At 63.2% G+C, this 20986-nt stretch carries 16 protein-coding genes; 8 read left to right on the top strand and 8 right to left on the bottom strand.

Annotation, left to right across the window (positions count from 1 at the left end):
* Positions 1-128 precede the first annotated feature (128 nt).
* Positions 129-2618 carry a fused MFS/spermidine synthase gene (locus tag HBO12_RS03995; protein ID WP_170041509.1) on the top strand — a complete coding sequence of 830 codons (2490 nt, stop codon included), beginning with the start codon at positions 129-131 and terminating at the stop codon, positions 2616-2618.
* Between the two features lie 206 nt (positions 2619-2824).
* On the opposite strand, the gene HBO12_RS04000 is transcribed toward HBO12_RS03995, so the two are convergent.
* Positions 2825-3496, bottom strand: a complete 672-nt coding sequence (locus HBO12_RS04000; protein WP_169952527.1) for a DUF3313 domain-containing protein — start codon at positions 3494-3496, stop codon at positions 2825-2827.
* Between the two features lie 193 nt (positions 3497-3689).
* On the opposite strand from HBO12_RS04000, the gene HBO12_RS04005 reads away from it, so the two are divergent.
* Positions 3690-5990 carry a tetratricopeptide repeat protein gene (locus HBO12_RS04005; protein WP_170041510.1) on the top strand — a complete coding sequence of 767 codons (2301 nt, stop codon included), beginning with the start codon at positions 3690-3692 and terminating at the stop codon, positions 5988-5990.
* Here the strand turns inward: HBO12_RS04005 and HBO12_RS04010 are convergent.
* Together HBO12_RS04010 and HBO12_RS04015 are read right to left on the bottom strand one after the other, a co-directional pair.
* Entirely contained in the window at positions 5962-6489 is a 528-nt protein-coding gene (locus HBO12_RS04010) for a DUF934 domain-containing protein (RefSeq protein ID WP_170041511.1), read from the bottom strand. The two genes, HBO12_RS04005 and HBO12_RS04010, sit on opposite strands and share 29 nt — an antisense overlap.
* The gene (locus HBO12_RS04015; protein ID WP_170041512.1) at positions 6486-8156 is read right to left on the bottom strand and encodes a nitrite/sulfite reductase; all 1671 of its coding nucleotides are present in this window, start codon (positions 8154-8156) and stop codon (positions 6486-6488) included. Before HBO12_RS04015 ends, HBO12_RS04010 begins: the two co-directional genes overlap by 4 nt.
* Before the next feature lie 239 nt (positions 8157-8395).
* Here HBO12_RS04015 and ccoN point away from each other — a divergent pair, with 239 nt between their 5' ends.
* Together ccoN and HBO12_RS04025 are read left to right on the top strand one after the other, a co-directional pair.
* Positions 8396-9823 (top strand): cytochrome-c oxidase, cbb3-type subunit I, encoded by a 1428-nt coding sequence (gene ccoN / locus HBO12_RS04020; protein WP_170041513.1) that lies wholly within the window; start codon positions 8396-8398, stop codon positions 9821-9823.
* Positions 9823-10044 carry a cbb3-type cytochrome c oxidase subunit 3 gene (locus HBO12_RS04025; RefSeq protein ID WP_170041514.1) on the top strand — a complete coding sequence of 74 codons (222 nt, stop codon included), beginning with the start codon at positions 9823-9825 and terminating at the stop codon, positions 10042-10044. Before ccoN ends, HBO12_RS04025 begins: the two co-directional genes overlap by 1 nt.
* 1028 nt (positions 10045-11072) lie before the next feature.
* Here HBO12_RS04025 and HBO12_RS04030 read toward each other — a convergent pair.
* Positions 11073-11567 (bottom strand): hypothetical protein, encoded by a 495-nt coding sequence (locus HBO12_RS04030; RefSeq protein ID WP_169955882.1) that lies wholly within the window; start codon positions 11565-11567, stop codon positions 11073-11075.
* Positions 11568-11686: 119 nt separating this feature from the next.
* On the opposite strand from HBO12_RS04030, the gene HBO12_RS04035 reads away from it, so the two are divergent.
* Complete coding sequence (locus HBO12_RS04035) at positions 11687-12388, top strand: aspartate/glutamate racemase family protein (protein WP_170041515.1); 702 nt, start codon at positions 11687-11689, stop codon at positions 12386-12388.
* On the opposite strand, the gene HBO12_RS04040 is transcribed toward HBO12_RS04035, so the two are convergent.
* The 3 genes from HBO12_RS04040 to HBO12_RS04050 form a co-directional block, all read right to left on the bottom strand.
* Positions 12376-12888 (bottom strand): GNAT family N-acetyltransferase, encoded by a 513-nt coding sequence (locus HBO12_RS04040; protein WP_170041516.1) that lies wholly within the window; start codon positions 12886-12888, stop codon positions 12376-12378. The two genes, HBO12_RS04035 and HBO12_RS04040, sit on opposite strands and share 13 nt — an antisense overlap.
* A 60-nt stretch (positions 12889-12948) precedes the next feature.
* Positions 12949-14097 (bottom strand): glycerate kinase, encoded by a 1149-nt coding sequence (locus HBO12_RS04045; RefSeq protein WP_170041517.1) that lies wholly within the window; start codon positions 14095-14097, stop codon positions 12949-12951.
* A 112-nt stretch (positions 14098-14209) separates the two neighbouring features.
* Positions 14210-15310 (bottom strand): sugar diacid recognition domain-containing protein, encoded by a 1101-nt coding sequence (locus HBO12_RS04050; protein WP_169955874.1) that lies wholly within the window; start codon positions 15308-15310, stop codon positions 14210-14212.
* Positions 15311-15480: 170 nt separating this feature from the next.
* Between HBO12_RS04050 and HBO12_RS04055 the strand changes: the two genes are divergently transcribed.
* On the top strand, positions 15481-16791 hold the full coding sequence (locus HBO12_RS04055; RefSeq protein WP_032860575.1) for an MFS transporter: 1311 nt from the start codon (positions 15481-15483) through the stop codon (positions 16789-16791).
* A gap of 117 nt (positions 16792-16908) precedes the next feature.
* On the opposite strand, the gene HBO12_RS04060 is transcribed toward HBO12_RS04055, so the two are convergent.
* The gene (locus tag HBO12_RS04060) at positions 16909-17613 is read right to left on the bottom strand and encodes an SDR family oxidoreductase (protein WP_170041518.1); all 705 of its coding nucleotides are present in this window, start codon (positions 17611-17613) and stop codon (positions 16909-16911) included.
* A 101-nt stretch (positions 17614-17714) separates the two neighbouring features.
* Between HBO12_RS04060 and HBO12_RS04065 the strand changes: the two genes are divergently transcribed.
* Together HBO12_RS04065 and HBO12_RS04070 are read left to right on the top strand one after the other, a co-directional pair.
* A complete protein-coding gene (locus tag HBO12_RS04065) occupies positions 17715-18644 on the top strand; it encodes a LysR family transcriptional regulator (protein ID WP_170041519.1) in 930 nt (309 codons plus the stop codon).
* Between the two features lie 205 nt (positions 18645-18849).
* Complete coding sequence (locus HBO12_RS04070) at positions 18850-20979, top strand: TonB-dependent receptor family protein (protein ID WP_262376898.1); 2130 nt, start codon at positions 18850-18852, stop codon at positions 20977-20979.
* Positions 20980-20986: the final 7 nt, after the last annotated feature.

Genomic DNA, 20986 nt, shown 5'->3' on the forward strand with positions numbered 1-20986 from the left:
CAGTCACCTAATGCATTGATTGACACTGCACTATCGCGGGCAAGCCCGCTCCCACACTAAACCCGGTTTGCACCGGGCATCTTCGCCAGTTTTGAAATATTTGTTCCCTTTGAACAAGGCAATCTGCAATGTCTTCACGCACTGCCAGCCAACCCCTGGCCCGTCTCCAGACCTCCACCCTGCTGATCCCCGCCCTGCTGCTGTTCATCTCCGGCAGCGCCGCTCTGGTGTACCAGGTGCTCTGGATCAAGCAGCTGTCACTGGTGGTTGGGGTCGAGGTCTATGCCATCACCACCGGGATCAGTGCCTTCTTTGCCGGGCTGGCCCTGGGTAGCTGGCTGTTTGGCCGCTGGGCCGATCGGCTCGCACGGCCGCTGGTGCTTTACGCCGCTCTGGAAATTCTCGTCGCCGTGCTCGGAGTCAGCGCCACGCTGGCCCTGGGCATGGCCGCCAGCCCGTTTGCCTGGCTGGAACAGCGCATCGGCCTGTTGGCCTGGGTCCTGCCTTTCGCCCTGGTGGGCCTGCCTGCGCTGTTGATGGGCGGCACGCTGCCGGTGCTGGTGCGCGCCCTCAACGTCGATGCCAAGGACCTGGGCCAGGCCGGTGGCCGGCTGTATGCGGCCAACACCGCCGGGGCCATCGTTGGCACCTTGCTCACGGCCTTTGTGCTGATCGCCACCTTTGGCGTGCGCGGCAGTGCCCTGGTGGCCGCCTTGCTCAACCTGCTCGCCGCCGTCGGCGCCTTGTTGTACGTGCGCCATCGCGCAACGTCGGTCAATGCCCCGTCCAAGACCCAACCGGCGCGCCTGGCGCTGGTGCTGTATGCCATCGCCGGCGGCGTGGCCCTGGGTTATGAAGTGGTCTGGTCGCAGTCCATCGTGCAATTCATGAGTACCCGCACCTATGCCTTTGCCGTGGTGCTGGCCACCTACCTGGCCGGGCTGTTTATCGGCAGCCAACTGATGGCGCGCCGGGTCGCACGCATTCGCGATCCGTGGGGCGTCTTCGGTCTGCTGATTGCCGGTGCCGGGTTGGTGGCCCTGCTGGAAATCGCCCTGCTGGGCCGTTGGCTGGTGCTCCTGCAAACCCAGGCTGAAGCGCTGGTACTGAGCTTCGGTGGCAGCGAATTGCCAGGCATGAGCGCACGCTTTGCAATGGCCGCCTTGTGCATTGTGTTTGTGCCCACCTTGTTGCTCGGCGCGGCGTTTCCCCTGGCGCTGCGCCTGAGTGTGGGCGGCGCGCAGGTAGGCCGGGACGTGGGCGCGGTGGTGGCGTTCAACACCCTGGGCGGGATTGTCGGGGTGATGCTCTGCGGCTTTGTGCTGATCCCCTGGCTCGGCCTGGTGCGCACCCTGGGCCTGCTGGCGGTGATTGCCGGCGTGGTGGGCTACATCGCGGTGCGCCGTGGCCATGGGGTTAAAAAAGGTCGCCGCCAGGCCGTGGCGGCCATCGGCCTGCTGTCATTGGCCGTGGCCCTGCTGACCCCGGTGGACCGCCTGGCCAACCTGCTGCCCGGCGCACGCAATGCCAGCCTGGCGTTTTACCAGGAAGGCCGTGGCGCGACCGTCGCGGTGGTCACCCAGGGCAAGGGCACTCGGGCCTTTCAGCGCCTGTACATCCAGGGCGTGTCCAACACCGGCGACGCCATGCCGTCCCTGCGCTATATGCGCATCCAGGCCCTGCTGCCGTTACTGATCCATAACGCCGAGCCCCGTGCGGCGCTGGTGATCGGCTTTGGCACCGGCATCACTGCCGGCGCACTGTTGCGTTATCCGGGGCTGGAGCAACGGGTCGTCGCAGAACTGCTGCCTGCTGTGGTGCAAGCGGCGCCGCTGTTCAAGGGCAACTACAACGCTGCCAGCGATTCCGGCGTGCAGGTGCGCTTGCGCGACGGTCGCCAGGAACTGCTGCGCAGCCCCCAGGCCTATGACTTGATCACCCTGGAACCACCACCGCCCTCCGCCGCCGGCGTGGTCAACCTGTACTCGCGCGACTTCTACCAACTGGCCGCGCGGCGCCTGGAAAAACACGGCCTGCTGGCCCAGTGGCTACCGCTGCCGACGCAGAACATCGAAGACTCGCAATCATTGGTGCGCAGCTTCCTCGACGTGTTCCCCTACGCCACGCTGTGGACCAGCGAGTTCCACGAGATGCTGTTGGTGGGCTCCATGGAGCCAATCGAGCTGGACGCCGCGCGTATTCGCCAGCGCTTCGAGCAAGCCCCGGTGCGCAGCGCCCTGGCCGAGGTTGGCATTGATTCGGCCGCGACCCTGCTGGCGACCTGGGTTACCGATCGCAACGGGCTGGAGCGCTTTGCCGGGCAGGCCCTGGCCGTCACCGATGACCAGCCGCGTATCGAATATGCCCCGTGGGTGCGCAGCCAGGAGATCAAGCGGGTGTTGCCGGCCTTGCTCGACTTGCGAGTGCCTGCGCCCTTGCTGAATGCCGATGGGGCATTGCTGCGCACCCTGGATGCCGAACAACAACGCCTGATGCAGTTCTACCGCGCCAGCCTGCACGCCTATGACGGTGATCGTGCGGCCTGGGGCCGGGATATCCGCCAGGTGTTGCAGGAGGATGGGGCCAATCCGTATTACCGGTGGTTTGTCGGGGATTGATGGGTGGGGCTGGCTTGCCGCCCATGAGCATGAGTATCTACACAACTGTGTAGTGGTTCTTGGGCTTGTGCACATATCCATTGCTGCGATAACGGCCACTCATGGCCGTGTCGCGGCTACCCCGGTATCCATGCCGGGGCGCCCAAGATCAGGATCAAAAGCAGAGCTGGAGCGCGAAGCCCCATTCCCTGTAGGCGTTGGGTGGGTTACTTGGCCTTGAGCTTGAGGTAGGACTGGTGCAGATCCGCCGCCCAGCCATCCATCACCGCCTTCACATCCGCCGCTTTCATCACCTGGGTATCGTTGTCCAAAGGCTTGCCCGTGCCTTTGCGCACGACCTGGGCGATCACCCGGCCACTGTCGCCATCGAGAAACTGCGCCTCGGTGCCCAGGGTGGTTTCCTGGTCACGAATCCCGGTGCCGGTGCTCACCGCTGCTGCCACCAGGGCGACTGGAATGTACTCGTACGGCTTGAGGCTTTCGGTCTTGCGGCTGACCGCTGTGATCGCCGCCCGCACCACAATCACCCCAGGTCCCGGGGCGTTGGCCAATGGCAAGGACTTGACCAGCTCACGCTTGAGCGCCTGGTTGTAGTACTCGTTGATGCTGCGCAAGGTGTCTTCGGGGATTTGCGCGGTGGCCTGGGGCTTGGGGAAAAATTGAGTCGGCTCGATATACACCGAGGTGTAGCGGTTCAGATTGAGCTTGGGATCGACCCAGCGCATCACCTCTGCGCCCGACGGCGACTTGGCTTCGCGCAACTGGCTGTAGTCGGACAGAAATCCCGAATACTCATCCGGCTGCGGGACTTTACTTGCACACCCGGTCACCCCGAGTGAGGCAATACACAGCGTACTGATCATGAGCCCTAGCTTCATGGCGCAACTCCTTGGCGTTTATCGTCGAAACGTGAAGTAACAGGTATAGCCAACTCTGGAAAAATATCCTACTACTGGCACATAAGTGCGGCTTATTTCACACCCCTGATTTGACAGGGCCCTGACCTGCGTCAAAGCTGCACACAGCTTAAGCACGCCATAGAGCGTCAATGCATCGGACATCGGAAGTCGCATGCCCAAGGTCAACCACCGTGATTCATCCCGTCGTTATCTCTACCCACTGTTGATTGCCGTTTTGCTACTGGCGATGGCCGCGATCTGGCTGTTCCTCCAGGCCAGTACGCCCAAGCTGCCGCTGCCGGCGCCCACACCAGTGGCTGTTGTGGCTAAACCGCCGACGCCGCCTGCGCACATGGTGGACGAGCAGCAATGCCAGGGCTGCCATCAACCCCAGGCCAAGGACTGGCAAGGTTCTCACCATCAACTGGCAATGCAGCAGGCAACCCCCCAGACGGTACCGGCCGATTTCAACAATGCCTCGTTCCAGGGCGAAGGCGAAACCACTCGCTTCCTGCGCCGGGGCGATGAGTTCTGGGTCAACACCCCGGGGGTCGATGGCAAGCCTGCCGACTTCAAGGTCGCCTACACCTTCGGCATCGCCCCTTTGCAGCAGTACCTGATCGAGGTCGGCGACGGACGCTTGCAGGCCTTGGGCGTGGCCTGGGATACCGAAAAAAACCGCTGGTTCCACCTCTATCCCGGCCAGGGCGTGAACTTCAAGAACCCGTTGCACTGGAGCAAGCCGAGTCAAAACGCCAACTTCATGTGCGTGGAATGCCACACCACCGGCTACCAGCGCAATTTCGATGCGCCCAACAACCGCTTCGACAGCCAGTGGAACAGCCTCGGTGTCGGCTGCCAGGCCTGCCATGGCCCGGCCTCGAACCATGTGCAATGGGCAGCGAAGAAAGGCGACCTGTTGCATGCAGGCTTTGCCGTGGACTTGAAGGACAAGGACGCCACCGTCGAGCTTGAAACCTGCGCCCGCTGCCATGCACGCCGCGCCCCACTGGGTGACGGCTATACCGTGGGCAAGCGCCTGATGGATGATTACCTGCCCAGCGTGCTGACCCGCGAGTTGTATGCCCTGGACGGCAAGATCAAGGACGAAGTGTTTGAGCACGGCTCCTTCGCCCAGAGCAAGATGGCCGACAAGGGCGTGCGCTGCACCGACTGCCATAACCCCCATAGCAACCAGTTGAAGGCCCCCGGCAACGGTGTGTGCCTGCAATGTCACAACACGGCGGGCAAGACTGCGGTTGCCTCGGTAGATGGTCGCGGGTTACAGGCCAGGAATTACGAAGCGCCGGAACACACGCGCCATGTCGCCGGGCAGCCCGGCTCGTTTTGCGTCGATTGTCATATGCCCGGCAAGTTCTACATGGGCAACGACTTTCGCCATGACCACAGCTTCAGCATCCCCAACCCCGAGCGCGCCGCCAGGCTCGGCACCCCGGACGCCTGCCTGAGCTGCCACCAGGGCAAGGCCGGCGACAAGATCAGCGCACAATTCAAACTGTGGGACCACAGCCAGACACTCCAGGCCCCACGCTACGACGAAAGCCTGGCGCTGATTCGCGGCGGCCAGCCGGGTGCGGCACACGCGTTGTATGAGCAATTGGCGCGCAGCAACCTGCCGGCGATCCAACGCGCCACGCTGCTGGCCGAGTTGCCCAACTACCCCAGTGAGCAGGCGTTGAAGCTGGCGACCAAAGACCTGGGCCACCCTGCCCCACAGGTGCGCGAGAGTGCGCTTCGGGCGGCCGGCGCCTTGCTGCCGCCTGCCGAGCGCGTGGCGCTGTATCGCCCCTTGCTCAAGGACCCGGTGCGGGCGGTGCGCATTCTCGCCGCGCGGGATCTGCTCAGCGTCGCAGCTCAAGGCCTGGGCCCGGCCTGGGAACAGGCCATCGGTGAATACGAGAACGTGCAACGGAGCCTGCAAGAGCGCGCCGAAGCCAACCTCAACCTGGCCATGCTGTACCAGGCCAGCGGGCGCGCCGGCCTGGTCGAAGCCCAACTGCGCACGGCGCTGCTGCGCGACCCGGACTTCTACCCGGCGCTGGTGACCCTCGCACAGTGGCTGGAGGCCAATGGCCGGGGCGAAGAAGCCCGCCGCCTGGTTGCCGAAAACCTCAAGCAACATCCCGAGGCCGCGCTGCTGCAACATACCCAAGGGTTGATGCTGATTCGCCAGGGCCATACGCCGTCGGCGCTGACGCACTTGCGCGAAGCCGCCCGCCTGGAACCGGGCAACGGGCAGTACAGCTTTGTGCTGGCGGTGGCGTTGCACGACGGTGGTCAGGTCGACAAGGCCTGCCAGCAGTTGGAAGCACTGCTCCAGCGCCAACCGTATAACCGTAACGCGCGGCTGTCGCTGATCCAGTACTACCTGGAGAACAATCAGGAACCCAAGGCGCAAGTGGTGATGCAGGGCTGGAAAAAACTCAATCCTGGCGACCCGGCATTGAAGTAAGCACCTGCCGCCGCCGAAACAGCGGCCGCGGCTCAATCACCGAGCGGCCATAGCTCACGCTCATGCCCGCCAGGCCCTTGAGTGCGTCGACGGCCGACTTGTCCTCGCGCACGGCGAACCCGTCGAATCCACACTGGCGCATATGGCTCAGTTGGTCGCGCAGCACATCCCCCACCGCCCGCAACTCGCCCTGCCAGCCCATGCGCGTGCGCAGCAGATAGGCCTGGCTGTAGGCCCGGCCATCGCGAAAGCTGGGGAAGTCCAGGGCAATCAGCGGCAACACCTCCAACCACGGCTGCAGGTGTTCGACTTCATCGTCCGGGCCGAGCCACACCGCGTCCTGCGGCGGCTCTGGCGCAATACGCCGGCTCAGCCACAGAGCCAGCGGCAGGATCAACGGGCCATCGGGCAGCGGTTCGGCGGCGTCGCGCACCAGGGTCCAGGGGTCATCCTGCTTGATAAGGGCCACGCCCTGTTCCAGGCTCAACAGATTGTTCATACCGGTTGCACCACGCTGCCATACACCCGCTCCTTGAACGGCTCCAGGCCGATGCGTTGCACGGTGTCGATAAAGGGTTCGTCGCTCTCCCGGTAGCGGACGTAGGTGGCGATCAGGCGTGAGATCACATCCGGGATCTGTGCGGCGCTGAACGAAGGGCCAATCACCTTGCCCAGCGCACTGGCCTTGCCCTGGGCGCCGCCCAGGGTGATCTGGTACCACTCGCTGCCATTTTTATCGACGCCCAGGATGCCGATATTGCCGATGTGGTGATGCCCACAGGCATTGATGCAGCCGGAGATATTCAGGCTGATATCACCCAGGTCATGCAGGTAGTCGAGGTTGTCGAAACGCTGCTGGATCGCCTGGGCGATGGGGATCGACTTGGCGTTGGCCAGGGCACAGAAGTCGCCGCCGGGGCAGGCGATGATGTCGGTCAGCAAGCCGACATTGGCGCTGCCCAGGCCCTGCTCACAGGCCAGGGACCACAACGCATGCAGCCGCGCCTTGGGCACATCCGGCAGTACGATGTTCTGTTCATGGGCGATGCGGATTTCGCCAAAGCCGAACTGCTCGGCCCACTGCGCCACGGCGTCCATCTGCTCGGCCGTCACGTCGCCCGGCGGCGCGGCAATCCCCGGCTTGGTGGACAGCACCACACTGCTGTAGCCCGGCACTTTATGGGGCTGCACGTTACGTGTCACCCAGCGCGCGAACGCCGGGCTGTCGGCCATGTGTGTGCCAAAGTCCAGGTCGGTGTCGGGCAGCGCCTGATAATGCGGTGGTACAAAGGCCGAGGCCACGCGCTGGTACTCATCCTCGGTCAATTGCGCCGGGCCGTCGCGCAGGTGTTGCCACTCCTCCTCCACCTCCCGGGAAAACGCCTCGATGCCCAGGGCCTTGACCAGGATCTTGATTCGCGCCTTGTACTTGTTATCGCGCCGGCCATGGCGGTTGTACACGCGCAGCACCGCCTCGACGTACGACAGCAGGTGCTGCCAGGGCAAGCCGTCGCGAATCTGCAAGCCGAGGATCGGCGTGCGCCCAAGGCCGCCGCCTACCAGCACGCGCAACAGCATGTGGCCGCCGGCGTCCTGGTAAAGATAGAGGCCGATGTCATGCATCATGATCGCCGCCCGATCCTGGCGCGCCGAGCAGATGGCGATCTTGAACTTGCGCGGCAAGAACAGGAATTCGGGGTTGATGGTCGACCATTGCCGCAGGATTTCCGCGAGCGGGCGCGGGTCCAGCAACTCGTCGGCGGCCACCCCGGCAAAGGCTTCGGTGGTGATGTTGCGCACGCAGTTGCCGGAGGTCTGGATCGCATGCATGTCGACTTCGGCCAGGCGCTGGAGGATGTCAGGCACCTGCTGCAACTCGATCCAGTTGAACTGCATGTTCTGGCGCGTGGTGAAGTGGCCGTAGCCGCGATCGTAATCCCGGGCAATGCTCGCCAGGGTGCGCAACTGCTGCGCACCGAGGGTGCCGTAGGGGATCGCCACCCGCAGCATATAGGCATGTTTTTGCAGGTACAGGCCGTTTTGCAGGCGCAGCGGCAGGAATTCTTCTTCGCTCAGGTCGCCAGCGACAAACCGTTCGACCTGATCACGAAACTGCGCCACACGCTCGAAGACCAGGGCCCGGTCGTACTCATCGTACCGATACATCTCGCTACCTCATCATGGCTGACCGCGCTCGACGGCAGCGGTTTCTATGGGAGCGACTATGCACTTACAGCTCAATGCGTCACAGATTCAGCTAAAAACTAAAAAACCATATCAGCTGTGCAATACCCCATGTTTTAAGGGATAAATTCTGATCCGTATTAATGTAGTTTTTCTGAGCCTGTTTTGTTTTTCATGGATTTCCTACAGTGCCCGGGACTTGAAACCGTGGAAGACTGACCATGAGCACAGCATCAACCGGGCAGGCCTATAACTATAAGGTTGTCCGTCAATTCGTCATCGCCACCGTGGTATGGGGCGTTATCGGCATGGCCATGGGCGTATGGATCGCCTCCCAACTGGTGTGGCCGGACATGAACCTGGACCTGCCCTGGACCACCTTTGGCCGGTTGCGGCCACTGCACACCAGCCTGGTGATTTTCGGCTTTGCCGGCAGCGCGCAATTTGCCGCCAGCTACTACGCGGTGCAACGTACCTGCCAGGTGCGCCTGTATAGCGACTGGCTCGCCGCCTTTACGTTCTGGGGTTGGCAGTCGGTAATTGTGATCATGCTGATCACTCTGCCCCTGGGCTACACCACCACCAAGGAATACGCCGAGATCGAATTCTCCGGCGCGGTGTGGATGACCGTGGTGTGGGTGGCCTACGCCATTGTGTTCTTCACCACCGTGGTGCAGCGCAAGACCCAGCACATCTACGTCGGCAACTGGTTCTTCGGCGCGTTTATCGTGGTGATCGCCATGCTGCATGTGGTCAACCACCTGTCGATCCCGGTGGACTGGTTCAAGTCCTACCCGGTGTATTCCGGCGCCACCGACGCCATGGTGCAGTGGTGGTACGGGCACAACGCGGTGGGGTTCTTCCTGACCACCGGGTTCCTGGGAATGATGTATTACTTCGTGCCCAAGCAGGTCGGGCGGCCGGTGTATTCCTATCGCCTGTCCATCGTGCACTTCTGGGCGCTGATCACCCTGTATATCTGGGCGGGGCCCCACCACCTGCACTACACCGCGCTGCCGGACTGGGCGCAGTCGTTGGGCATGGCCATGTCGCTGATCCTGCTGGCACCCAGCTGGGGCGGGATGATCAACGGCATGATGACCCTGTCGGGCGCCTGGCATAAATTGCGCACCGACCCGATCCTGCGCTTTCTGGTGTTGTCGTTGGCGTTCTACGGCATGTCGACCTTTGAGGGGCCGATGATGGCGATCAAGACGGTCAACGCCCTGTCCCACTACACCGACTGGACCATCGGCCACGTCCACGCGGGTGCCCTGGGCTGGGTGGCGATGATCACCTTTGGCTCGCTGTACCACATGATCCCGAAAATCTTCGGTCGCGAGCAGATGTACAGCGTGCCGCTGATCAACCTGCACTTCTGGCTGGCAACCATCGGCACGGTGCTGTACATCGCCTCGATGTGGGTCAACGGCATCACCCAGGGCCTGATGTGGCGGGCGGTCAACGACGACGGCACCCTCACCTACTCGTTCGTAGAGGCCTTGCAGGCCAGCCACCCGGGGTTTGTGGTGCGGTTTGCCGGTGGGGTGTTCTTCCTTGGCGGCATGTTGCTGATGGCCTACAACACCTGGCGCACCGTACGGGTGGCCGACCTGAAGGTGGCGCACAATGATGCGCAGATCGCCTGATGTGGGAGGTCATTTTCAACCTGGCGGCGGTGATCTGCCTGTATGGCGCCGTGGAGTACTGCCTGCGCGGGCAATCGGGGGAAACCTTGGATGACGCGAGCTTGATTCCGTTTGCCGACGACCCGGAAGTGGCGCGGCGGGTGGAGCTGGCGACAGGCAAACAGGTCAAGGCGGTGGCACCTGAGGAGGCCAAGCCGGGCTGGGGTAATGTCGAGCTCTAAAGCTCGGTGTTGGGCTTTTTGTGGGAGCGGGCTTGTGTGGGAGCGGGCTTGCCCGCGATGGCCATAGGTGTCTACACAACTCGCTCTTTTTTTGTAGTTGGGTGTGAGTACATATCCGTTGCTGCGGTCATGGCCACTATGGGTTCCGCCCTTACGGCGGGTCACTTTTGGAAAAGAGCCCCAAAAGTAACCAAAAGGGCTCCTGCCCCACCACTCGGCACCTCGCCTAGGCTCGGTGTGCCCGTCATCCGACATTGATTTGGGGGGCCGCCGCGATGGGCCATCCATGGCCCAGCGCGGCTAACCCGGCGTCCTGCCGGGTTACCCCCCAAATCAATATCGGATGACGGCCAGCGTGGTTTAACGGGGCGCTGAGATCAAAATCACAAGCAACGCGAGGCGGCCTGACAGCCGACCTGATCGTCGAAGCGTGCGCGTACCCCTGTAGGAGCTGGCTTGCCTGCGATGGCGGTGTATCAGTCGATGAATCTGTTGGCAGACCTACCGTCATCGCAGGCAAGCCAGCTCCTACAGGGGAATGCAGCTTCGCGCTCTGGTTCTGCTGTTGCTGTTGCTCTGCTGTTGCTCTGCTGTTGCTCTGCTGTTGCTCTGCTTTTGATCTTAGGCGCCCCGTTAACCACGATGGCCGCAGGCAGGTATTGCGCAGTGGGCACCCCGGCAGGATGCCGGGGTAGCCGCGACACGGCCATGGATGGCCGATCGCGGCGGGCCCACGGAGCAATGCCTGACTGCGGGCATGCCGAGCCTAGGCGAGGTACCGAGTGGTGGGGCAAGAGCGTTTTGGTTACTTTTGCGCTCTTCAAAAGTGACCCGCCGTAAGGGCGGAACCAATAGCCGCCGTGACCGCAGCAACGGATATGTACACAAACCCAGAAAAGAGTGGTCTAAATACTCATGCTGCGATGGCGGTATATCAGGTTAGGAATACTTGCCTGACACACCGCTATCGCGGGCAAGCCCGCTCCCACACAAACCCACACAAGCCTGCCCCCACATTTGCCCGGGAATCAGCCGCGCTCGCGGGGGATCAGGCTCTGCAACTGCAAGGCCAGGAAGTTGGCATCGAAGGCAAAGGTGTCCGGGTCTTTCAGGCCATTGGTTTTCTTCCACAACCAATCATTGGACCCCGGCAGCAGCACGAGGGATATGCTGCCGTAACGGGCCGCGGTCAGCCCCATGACCGACAACGAAATCAACCCACCCGCCCCCATCACATCCGGCACAAATTCCACCGGTTTGCCCGCGATATGAATGGTCAGTTTCTCAGTCTTGAAGGTCGAAGTCTCCACCGGCACGCTTGGGCCAGACGCCACATAAGCCTCACGCTGCACCTCCAGCAAACCATCACTCTTGACCGGCGCCAACCACTGCTCGATCTCGCCGTACAGCTCAGTGATTTTCTGGGTCCAGCGGGCTGACTGCACCTCGAACTGCTGGCGCTTGTGCGCTTCGCTGTCGGCGTAATGACGAAGCATCTCGCCCAATTGCTGTACATCGTCCATTGCGGTGTTCCTCGGGGGCTGCAAACAACGATCATGGCAGATGCTGCACCGGCGCGTATGACTAACGCTCGCGTGTTGGGTAAGGTGTGGCTTTCGCCCAACAGCTTGAGGAGCTTTGCATGCGCACCATCGGCCTTATCGGCGGCATGAGCTGGGAGTCCAGCGCCGAGTATTACCGGATCATCAACCAGCAGGTACGCGACCGGTTGGGGCCGCTGCGCTCGGCACAAATCCTGCTGTACAGCGTCGACTTCGGCCCGGTGGAACAAGCCCAGCACGCCGGGCGCTGGGATGACGCGGCGCTGATCCTGCAAGACGCCGCACGCCGCCTGCAGGCCGGTGGCGCGGACTGCATCGTGCTGTGTACCAACACCATGCATCTGGTGGCGCCGCAGATCGAAGCTGGCGTGTCGGTGCCGTTCCTGCACATTGCCGATGCGGCGGGCGCGGCGGCGGTCAAGGCCCAGACCCTGACCGTTGGCCTGCTGGGCACGGCGTTTACCATGGAACAGGATTTTCTCAAGGCGCGCCTGGCAGCCCAGGGCTTGCACGTGCTGGTGCCCGACGCAGCAGAACGCCACGCCGTGCACCGGATCATTTATGAAGAGTTGTGCGTCGGAGTAATCAGCGAAGCCTCACGCCAGGTTTACCAGCAGGCCATCGCCAACCTCGCGGCCCGTGGCGCCCAGGCGATTATCCTGGGGTGTACCGAGATCGGCCTGCTGATCAAGCCCGAGCACAGCGAGCTGCCGCTGCTGGACACCACCTTGCTGCATGCGCAGGCTGCGGTGGCGTTTGCCCTGGGCGATCAGGCGGTCTGACGCAGGCGGGCCATGCTCAGGGCATCGACAAATACGCCGTCGCGCACGGCGTAATCGCGCAGCCGGCCTTCAGTCTCGAAACCGAACTTGCGGTACAACGCCTGGGCCGGCTCGTTGTCGACATACACCGTCAGTTCCACCCGGTGCAGGTTCATCCAGTTGTCGGCCACCTCCAGCGCCGCGCCCAGCAACTGGGTGCCCACCCCCTTGCCCTGCCAGGCCACCGCCACACCCATGCCGATGCTGCCGACATGGCTTTGCCGACTGCGCGCGTACTGCTCCAGGGTGCAACTGCCAAGCACCTCACCCGCCTGCACCGCCACCAGCCTGAGCAGTCGCTCATTGGTATCGGCCAGGCGCTTGCGCCACACCTCCAGCGACTGGAACGGCATCTGCAGCACCTGACGGCACACGGCCGGATCGTTGTAGAGCGCATGCATGCCTTGAAGATGGCTTTCGGCAAAGCGCTGGATCACGATATTGGTGTCAGGTGTAGGCATTGTGTTTCATCCTTTGAAAGACAAGTGGCCGATCAGTGTAGGCGGCGATAGCAAGCGCTGTCATCCGCCACTGCGCTGCGCGCCCAAGCGCCACACTCGCGCAATGTCCGCCGCCCGCTCACGCAGCAACCGCGGCGCTTCGCTGCAGGCCTGCTCCAGGCTCATCGGCCCGCCAGGCAAGGCAAACGCGGCGTCGACGCCATGGGCATACATCTGCTCGTAGCCCTCGCCCAGCGTGCCGGCGATAACGATCACCGCAACACCGTGCTGCTTGGCCACCCGCGCCACGCCAAACGGGGTTTTACCGCGCAGGGTCTGGGCGTCGAAGCGGCCTTCGCCGGTGATCACCAGGTCGGCGCCGCGCATGGCGTGTTCCAGGCCCACCAGGTCGGCGACCACCTCCACGCCCGCACGAAACCTAGCGCCGAGGAAGGCCTTGGCGGCAAAGCCCAGGCCACCGGCCGCGCCGCTGCCCGGCTCGTCGCGCACGTCCCGGGGCAAGACTTCGGCGCAGTGGTCGGCGAAGTGTCCGAGGGCCTGGTCCAGCTGCTCGACCTGGTGTGGGTTGGCGCCTTTTTGCGGGCCGAAAATCGCCGAGGCACCGTGGGGGCCGCACAGGGGGTTGTTGACGTCGGCGGCGATATCGAAACGCACCTGGGCCAGGCGCGGGTCCAGCTGCTCAAGATTGATCCGTGCCAGGTGCGCCAGGGCCAGGCCGCCACGCGCCAGGCTGTGGCCTTGGGCGTCGAGCAGTTGCACGCCAAGGGCCTGCATGGCACCGGCGCCGCCGTCATTGGTGGCACTGCCGCCAATCGCCAGGATGATCCGCCGGGCCCCGGCATCCAGGGCGGCGCGGATCAGCTCACCGGTGCCAAAGGTGCTGCTGGAACAGGCATCGCGCTGCTCCCGCGGGACCAGTTGCAGGCCGCTGGCTTCGGCCATTTCGATGATTGCCGTGGCACTTTCGGCCAACCAGCCCCAGCGCGCCTCAACGGCGCCGCCCAACGGGCCTTGCACGGTGCAACTGCGCAACTGGCCATGGCAGGCCGCGAGCACCGACTCCACCGTGCCTTCACCGCCGTCCGCCATCGGGCACTGGATCAATTCGGCCTGCGGCCAAACCTCAGCCAGGCCTTCGGCAATGGCCTGGGCCACGCCTTCGGCACTCAGGCTGTCCTTGAACGAGTCGGGGGCGATGATGACTTTCATGGGCTTTCTCCGGTTTTTATGACGCCCATGCTGCCAGTTGGCACCGGCAATGACGCCTGTCCGATGCACAAGCGCGGCTGGGGTTTGTTGTTCATTTCTACAAAAGCGCCTCCTAAGGGGTTTGGGGCAGCAGTTGCACGCCCAGGTACAGCGCGAGCATGCCATCTAAGGTCAACGGGTCGACACCGCTCAATTCGGCGATGCGCTCCATGCGGTAGCGCAGGCTGTTGCGGTGAATGCCCAATGCATCGGCACAGGCCTGGCTTTGCCCGTCGTGCTCACACCAACTGCGCAGCGTCGCCTGCAGTTGGCCGTTGGCGTCCTTGGCCAGGACCTTGCGCAATGGGTTAAGCAGTTCGTCGAGGGCATCGTCATTGCGATGGCGCCAGAGCATCACCGGCAACCGGTAGCGATTGAGGGTCAGCAGGCGCGACTGCGGCAGCACATCGCGGCCATAGGCGAGCAAGTCCGCCACCCGCCGATAACAGCGGCGCAAGCCTGCCAATCCGTCGGCCTGGCCACCGACGGCCACCCGCAGGATGTTCCAGCCCGAGGCCTCGAGTTTTTCCAGCAGGCGCGGGTTGTCCATCGGCACCGCCGCCGGGCGACACCACAGCAACGAAAACTGTGCGCTGCTGACGCACCAGCTGTCCGGATAACGCGAAGCCAGCCAGGCAGCCAGGGCTTCGGCGGTCTGGCCCGGGCCCAGCTCAAACAGATAGGGGGTTCGCGGCAACTGCGGCTTGAGCCCCAGTTGCTGGGCCTCGTCCACCAGGCGCGGCGACTCGCCGCTGTCGGCCAGCAGCAACGCCAGCAGATCATCACAGCGTTGGCGCCGCCACTGCTGCTCCGCCTGCTGATGGCGCTGGCTGACCAGCATCTCGGCAGTCATGCGCACCAGTTCGGCATAAGTGCGCAGCAACTGCGGTTCACCGCTGATGCCCAGCACCCCGATCAGGCGCTGGTCATGCAGCAGCGGCAGGTTGATCCCCGGCGCCACGCCCTTGAGGTGCTTGGCGGTCTGGCTGTCGATTTCCACCACGCGACCGTTGGCCAACACCAATTGCGCGCCTTCATGACGGGTATTGATGCGCTCCGGCTCGCCGCTGCCGAGGATCAGGCCCTGGCTGTCCATGACGTTAACGTTGTAGGGCAAAATGGCCATCGTGCGATTGACGATATCCTGCGCCAGGTCATGATCGAGTTCGAACATGGGGCTAAATTCCTTGAAAGCGCTGCAATAAGCGATTGTTCAAAGGCACAGCGCAATGGATGGATCGCTGTGCGGGGGCACAAAGACACGACACCGTCCCGTGACCGAGACTCTTGGGGCAATCAACGTTACCCTCGCATCGCGAAAAATCATAATAAAGAGAGAACGCCATGTCACAGAGCGCCGCCGCTACCCTGGCCAACGATGACGACAAAAACGCCGTCTACAAGCGCATCACCCTGCGCCTGATCCCCTTCATTTTCATCTGCTACCTGTTCAACTACCTGGACCGCGTCAACGTCGGCTTTGCCAAGCTGCAGATGCTCGACGCCTTGAAGTTCAGCGAGACCGTGTACGGCCTCGGCGCCGGGATTTTCTTTATCGGCTACGTGCTGTGTGGCGTGCCGAGCAACCTGGCGCTGACCAAGTTCGGTCCCAGGCGCTGGATTGCGCTGATGATGATCACCTGGGGCACCCTGTCTACCTGCCTGCTGTTTGTGACCACACCGACGCACTTCTACACCTTGCGCCTGTTTACCGGTGCCGCTGAAGCGGGCTTCTTCCCGGGCGTGGTGCTGTACCTCTCGCAGTGGTTCCCGACCTTCCGCCGTGGGCGGATCATGGCGCTGTTCATGTCCGCGATCCCGGTGTCGGGCCTGCTCGGCAGCCCGTTCTCCGGCTGGATCCTCAACCACTTCGCGGCGGGCCAGGGCGGTCTCGCGGGCTGGCAGTGGATGTTCCTGCTGCAAGGTGTGCCGACGGTGATCCTCGGTGCCCTCGCCTACTTCCTGCTCAGCGACAGCTTCGCCAACGCCAAGTGGCTGACCGCCCATGAGCGCGCAGTGCTCGAGGCCGACCAGGCCACCGACCTGGCCAACAAGCCCAAGACCACCACTGATTCGCTGCTGGAAGTATTCAAGAACCCGGCGATCTGGGCGTTCGGCCTGATCTACTTCTGCATCCAGAGCGGCGTGTACGCCATCAACTTCTGGCTGCCGTCGATCATCAAGAACATGGGCTTTAGCGATAACCTGGTGATCGGCTGGCTCAGTGCGATCCCCTATTTGCTGGCGGCGGTATTCATGCTGCTGGTGGGCCGCTCTGCCGACCTGCGCAAAGAGCGCCGCTGGCACCTGGTGGTGCCGATGCTGATGGGCGCTGTCGGCCTGATCATCGCGGTGAACTTCGCCACCACCCCGGCCATTGCCATCCTTGGCCTGACCATCGCCACCATGGGCGCCCTCACCGGCCTGCCGATGTTCTGGCCGGTGCCTACCGCCATGCTCAGCGCCGGCGCGGCCGCGGGCGGCCTGGCATTGATCAACTCCATGGGCCAGATGGCGGGCTTTTTAAGCCCGTATGTGGTGGGGTTTGTGAAGGATGCGACCGGCTCCACCGACCTGGCGCTGTACCTGCTGGCGGCGGTGATCGTCGCGGGTAGTGTGCTGGCGCTGCGCATGACCCGTACCCTGAAGGCCTGACACGGCACAAAAAATGTGGGAGCGGGCTTGCCCGCGATAGCGGTGGATCAGTCAGCCTATGTATTGACTGACACGCCGCCATCGCGGGCAAGCCCGCTCCCACATTGGGTTCGGTGTTTACAGCAATCCACCGCCGTCGATATCGATCACGCTGCCAGTGATAAAGCCATTCTCCATGGCCATCAAATAACCCGCCGCCACTTCCTCCGCCTGCCCCACCCGCCCTACCGGCAACGCCCCGCCCACCTTGGCGAACATGCCCTGACGCTGTTCCTCAGGCATCCCCGCGTATGCCGGCGTGTCGATCACCCCAGGGCTGACCACGTTGACCCGCCGTGGCGCCAGTTCCTTGGCCAACTGCTTGCCCAACGCTTCGGTCGCGGCATTGATGCCAACCTTGATAAATTGCCCCGGCACCAGCTTGCGCCCCAACTGCCCCGAGGTCAGGACGATGCTGCCGCGCTCGTCGAGAAAAGGCAGCGCCTGCTGGATTGCGCGCAAGGCGCCCCAGAGTTTCACATTGAAGTTGTCCTGGGCCAGTGGCAGGTCGGTGTCCTGCAGGTGTTTGGCCTGGACCGCAGGGCCCGAGGTGAACACCAGGTGGTCAAAACGCCCCACCGCTTCGAACAGACGTTGCAGGGAGGCGCTGTCGGTGACGTCCACCGGCTCGCTGCGCACGCCGTTGTCGACCGTCGACGCCAGGCGTCGCCCGGCCAGTACCACCTGCGCGCCACGGGATGCCGCCTGTTGGGCGACTTCGGCGCCAATGCCGCTGCTACCGCCAATCACCACCACGGTTTTGCCCTTGAGGGGAGATGTCATGGGAACTGCCTCGTGCGGAAAAAATGAGCGTTCATCTTCCCAGCTTGGCAATCGCGGAAAAATCCCGGTAAAACGACAGGATCTTTAAGGGATTTTTACAAATGAGCTCAATCCTCGACCTGGAAGTGTTTGTACGCACCGCCGACAGTGGCAGCCTCTCGGCGGCCGCCCGCAGCCTTAGCCTGACCCCGGCCGCCGCCAGCATTGCCCTCAAACGCCTGGAAACCCGCCTGGGCATGCGCCTGCTGGCCCGCTCCACACGCAGCATGCGCCTCACCGAAGAAGGCCGGCGCTACCTGGACAGCGTGCGGGTGGCCCTGGAAGCCCTGGCGGAAGGCGAACAGGCGATCAAGCAACACGGCCAGAGCCTCAGCGGCTTGCTGCAACTGTCCGCGCCCTCGGATTTCGGGCGCAATGTACTGCTCGGTTGGCTGGATCAGTTCAAGCGCGAGCACCCGAATATCCGCCTGCAATTGCTGCTTAACGACAGCAACGCCGACCTGTTCCGCGAAACCGTGGACATCGCCCTGCGCTTTGGCGTGCCAAGGGATTCAAGCCTGGTGGCGCTGCCGGTGGTCGCCGATCACCGCCGTATCGCCTGCGCCAGCCCCGCGTACCTGGCGCGCCACGGCACACCCCAGGTGCCGGCCGATCTGGCGCAGCACAGCACCCTGCGCTACATGCGCCAGGGCCGGGCCAACAGCACCTGGTATTTTCGCCAGGGCACGCTGCTTGAGGAGGTCGAAGTGGGCGGCGATTACCTCAGTGATGACGGGGAAATCGTGCGGCGCTGGGCCCTGGCCGGCCACGGTATTGCCTACAAGGCGAACCTGGACGTGGCCGGCGATATCAAGGCCGGGCGCCTGGTGCCGTTGTTCGGCGAATGGCAAGGCGAACCCACGCCCTTCAACCTGATGTGCCCCCATCGCCTGCAAGTGTCGGAGCGGGTCAAAGTCCTGCATCGCTTCTTGCAGGCGCGCGCTGGCGAATTGCTCGCCGAATCAGCGCAACACAGGGCAAAAACGCTCTAGCGCGGGCCCCTCGGCACTGTTCAAAATCCAACAGCAGTTCAACACAGGTGTGGTTTTTTGGCATAAGAGACCCGCTGATTAAAACCAAATACCCCGCAAAAACCCGCTTTGGCGCTTGGCATGCTTTCTGCTCTATCCCTGCCAGAGATTGACTATACGAATAGAAACTCGCCTCCACTCGTAGCCAATCACAGGGAATGCACAATTGAAGTTGATCTCAAGGCCTCTGCCGCCACTCGCCTCCAGTTCGTTTAAAACCGTCAGCGCCCTAACCTTGATCCTCGCCGCCCAATGGGCCCACGCCGAAGATTCGCGCCTGCAGACCGTAACGGTGCAGGCCAGCAAGGTCACCGCCAGCGAAGAAGCCCAGCTTAAGCTCGACGAGGTGGCCGGCGGCGTCAGCCTGGTCAAGGCCGCTGACGTCGAACGCGGCCGCTCGGCAACACTGGAAGACACCCTCGCCTATCAGCCCGGCGTGTATGCGCAGTCGGCGGGTGGCAACGATGCAATCAAGATTTCCATCCGCGGCTCCGGGGCCAATACCTCGCCGGGGTATTTTCGCGAAGGCACCAAGTTCCTGTTCGACGGCCTGGCCCTGACCGGCTCCGGCGGCACACCGTATGAGCTGCTGGAAACCCAGGGCCTGGACTACACCGAAGTGCTGCGCGGGGCCAATGCCTTCCAGTACGGCGCGCTGTCGTTGGGTGGCGCGATCAATATGGTGACCAACTCCGGCCTGACTGCGCCGGGCAATCACGCGCGCTTGGAGGCCGGCAGCTTTGGCTGGCGCAAGCAACAACTGAGCACCGGCGGCGTGGTGGACAACGGCGACTACTACGTCAGCCTGAGCAACTCCGAACGCGACGGTTACCAGGACTGGACCTTCACCAAGGCCAAGGGCGTGGTCACCAACTTCGGCTACCGCTTCAACCCCAAGTTGGAGACCCGCCTGTTCGTACGCTACCGCGAGGAGTATCACGAAAGCTCCGGCACCCTGACCAAGGCCCAGCTCAAGCACGACTCGTCGCAAACCAACCCGGTGGCCCTGGCCAGCCGCGATGATTCGACCAAGCGTGGCTCGACCTGGGTCGGCAGCAAGACCACCTATACCTTCGACGATGACGCCACCCTGGATTTTGGCCTGGTCTATCACAACTATCCCCAGGTGCTGTACCGCAAGAGCACGGTCAACCCCAACTACTGGGACTGGCGCGACCTGAACCTGTCGCTGACCTACAACCGCAGCGACCAGATCCAGGGGCACACCAGCAACACCTCCCTGAGCCTGACCAGCACCCAGCACCTGCAGGCCGGGGTCAAGACCTACAACGGCAACCCAGCCTCCAGCACCTACGGCGCCTTGCAGAAACAGGCACGCTACACCGGCTCGTTCGACCGCGTGTTTGCCGCCGGCAATGACCTGCAACTGACCGACCGCCTGTGGCTGTCCACCGGCCTGTCGTTGAGCCAGATCAAGCGCGATATCGAGGTGCGCTACTCGGACCGCGCCAATACCTCGCCCTACCCGGACCACTACGACTACGACAGCTGGAACGTCGCGCCGCGCCTGGGCCTGCGCTACGAGATCACGCCGGACTTCCAGGTGTTCGGCAACGTCAGCCGCTCCATCGACCCGCCCAGCAGTTGGTCGTCGTCGGGCTCCGGGGTGACCAGCAACTACGCCAAGACCCTCACCGAGCAGAAGGCCAATACCGTTGAGTTCGGCGTGCGCGGCAAAGCCGGGATTTTCGATGGCAGCCTGGCGGTGTACCGCTCGTGGATCAAGGATGAACTGCTCACCGTCGAAGTGATTCCGGCCACCCGTACCACGGCGGCGGTCAACTCCACGTCCAACGCCAGCCCGACCATCCACCAGGGCATCGAAGCCGGCCTGGATACCGCGCTGTGGCAAAGCGCGCGCGGCGAAACCGTCAGCCTGCGCCAGGCCTACACCCTCAACGATTTCTACTACCGCAACGACGCGCGCTTTGGCTCCAACGAGCTGCCGGGGCTGCCCAAGCACGTGTACCAGGCCGAGCTGCAATACCGCCATCCGGACGGGTTCTACGCCGGGGTCAATGTGCGCTCGGTATCGAGTACCGCCGTGGACTACGCCAACACCCTGTATGCGCCCTCCTACACGATTTTCGGCGCCAAGCTGGGGTATGAAGCCCCGAGCAAGAAATGGCAGGTGTACCTGGACGTGAAAAACCTCACCGACCAGAACTACGTCACCGCCATCCAGCCGATCTACGACGCCCAGGGCAAGGACGTTGCCGCGCTGTATCCGGGGGACGGCTTTGGCGCATTCACCGGCGTGGCGTTCAACTTCTAAGGTGGGA

The sequence above is a fragment of the Pseudomonas sp. WS 5059 genome (genome assembly GCF_012985525.1).
GTDB lineage: Bacteria > Pseudomonadota > Gammaproteobacteria > Pseudomonadales > Pseudomonadaceae > Aquipseudomonas.

What these genes read in the sequence shown, in the direction of transcription:
- HBO12_RS04055 (WP_032860575.1), top strand. Translation starts at nt 15,481, where the DNA reads ATGTCACAGAGCGCCGCCGCTACCCTGGCCAACGATGACGACAAAAAC.
- HBO12_RS04030 (WP_169955882.1), bottom strand. Translation starts at nt 11,567, where the DNA reads ATGGACGATGTACAGCAATTGGGCGAGATGCTTCGTCATTACGCCGAC.
- HBO12_RS04045 (WP_170041517.1), bottom strand. Translation starts at nt 14,097, where the DNA reads ATGAAAGTCATCATCGCCCCCGACTCGTTCAAGGACAGCCTGAGTGCC.
- HBO12_RS04025 (WP_170041514.1), top strand. Translation starts at nt 9,823, where the DNA reads ATGTGGGAGGTCATTTTCAACCTGGCGGCGGTGATCTGCCTGTATGGC.
- ccoN (WP_170041513.1), top strand. Translation starts at nt 8,396, where the DNA reads ATGAGCACAGCATCAACCGGGCAGGCCTATAACTATAAGGTTGTCCGT.
- HBO12_RS04000 (WP_169952527.1), bottom strand. Translation starts at nt 3,496, where the DNA reads ATGAAGCTAGGGCTCATGATCAGTACGCTGTGTATTGCCTCACTCGGG.
- HBO12_RS04005 (WP_170041510.1), top strand. Translation starts at nt 3,690, where the DNA reads ATGCCCAAGGTCAACCACCGTGATTCATCCCGTCGTTATCTCTACCCA.
- HBO12_RS04060 (WP_170041518.1), bottom strand. Translation starts at nt 17,613, where the DNA reads ATGACATCTCCCCTCAAGGGCAAAACCGTGGTGGTGATTGGCGGTAGC.
- HBO12_RS04010 (WP_170041511.1), bottom strand. Translation starts at nt 6,489, where the DNA reads ATGAACAATCTGTTGAGCCTGGAACAGGGCGTGGCCCTTATCAAGCAG.
- HBO12_RS03995 (WP_170041509.1), top strand. Translation starts at nt 129, where the DNA reads ATGTCTTCACGCACTGCCAGCCAACCCCTGGCCCGTCTCCAGACCTCC.
- HBO12_RS04035 (WP_170041515.1), top strand. Translation starts at nt 11,687, where the DNA reads ATGCGCACCATCGGCCTTATCGGCGGCATGAGCTGGGAGTCCAGCGCC.
- HBO12_RS04015 (WP_170041512.1), bottom strand. Translation starts at nt 8,156, where the DNA reads ATGTATCGGTACGATGAGTACGACCGGGCCCTGGTCTTCGAGCGTGTG.
- HBO12_RS04050 (WP_169955874.1), bottom strand. Translation starts at nt 15,310, where the DNA reads ATGTTCGAACTCGATCATGACCTGGCGCAGGATATCGTCAATCGCACG.
- HBO12_RS04065 (WP_170041519.1), top strand. Translation starts at nt 17,715, where the DNA reads ATGAGCTCAATCCTCGACCTGGAAGTGTTTGTACGCACCGCCGACAGT.
- HBO12_RS04040 (WP_170041516.1), bottom strand. Translation starts at nt 12,888, where the DNA reads ATGCCTACACCTGACACCAATATCGTGATCCAGCGCTTTGCCGAAAGC.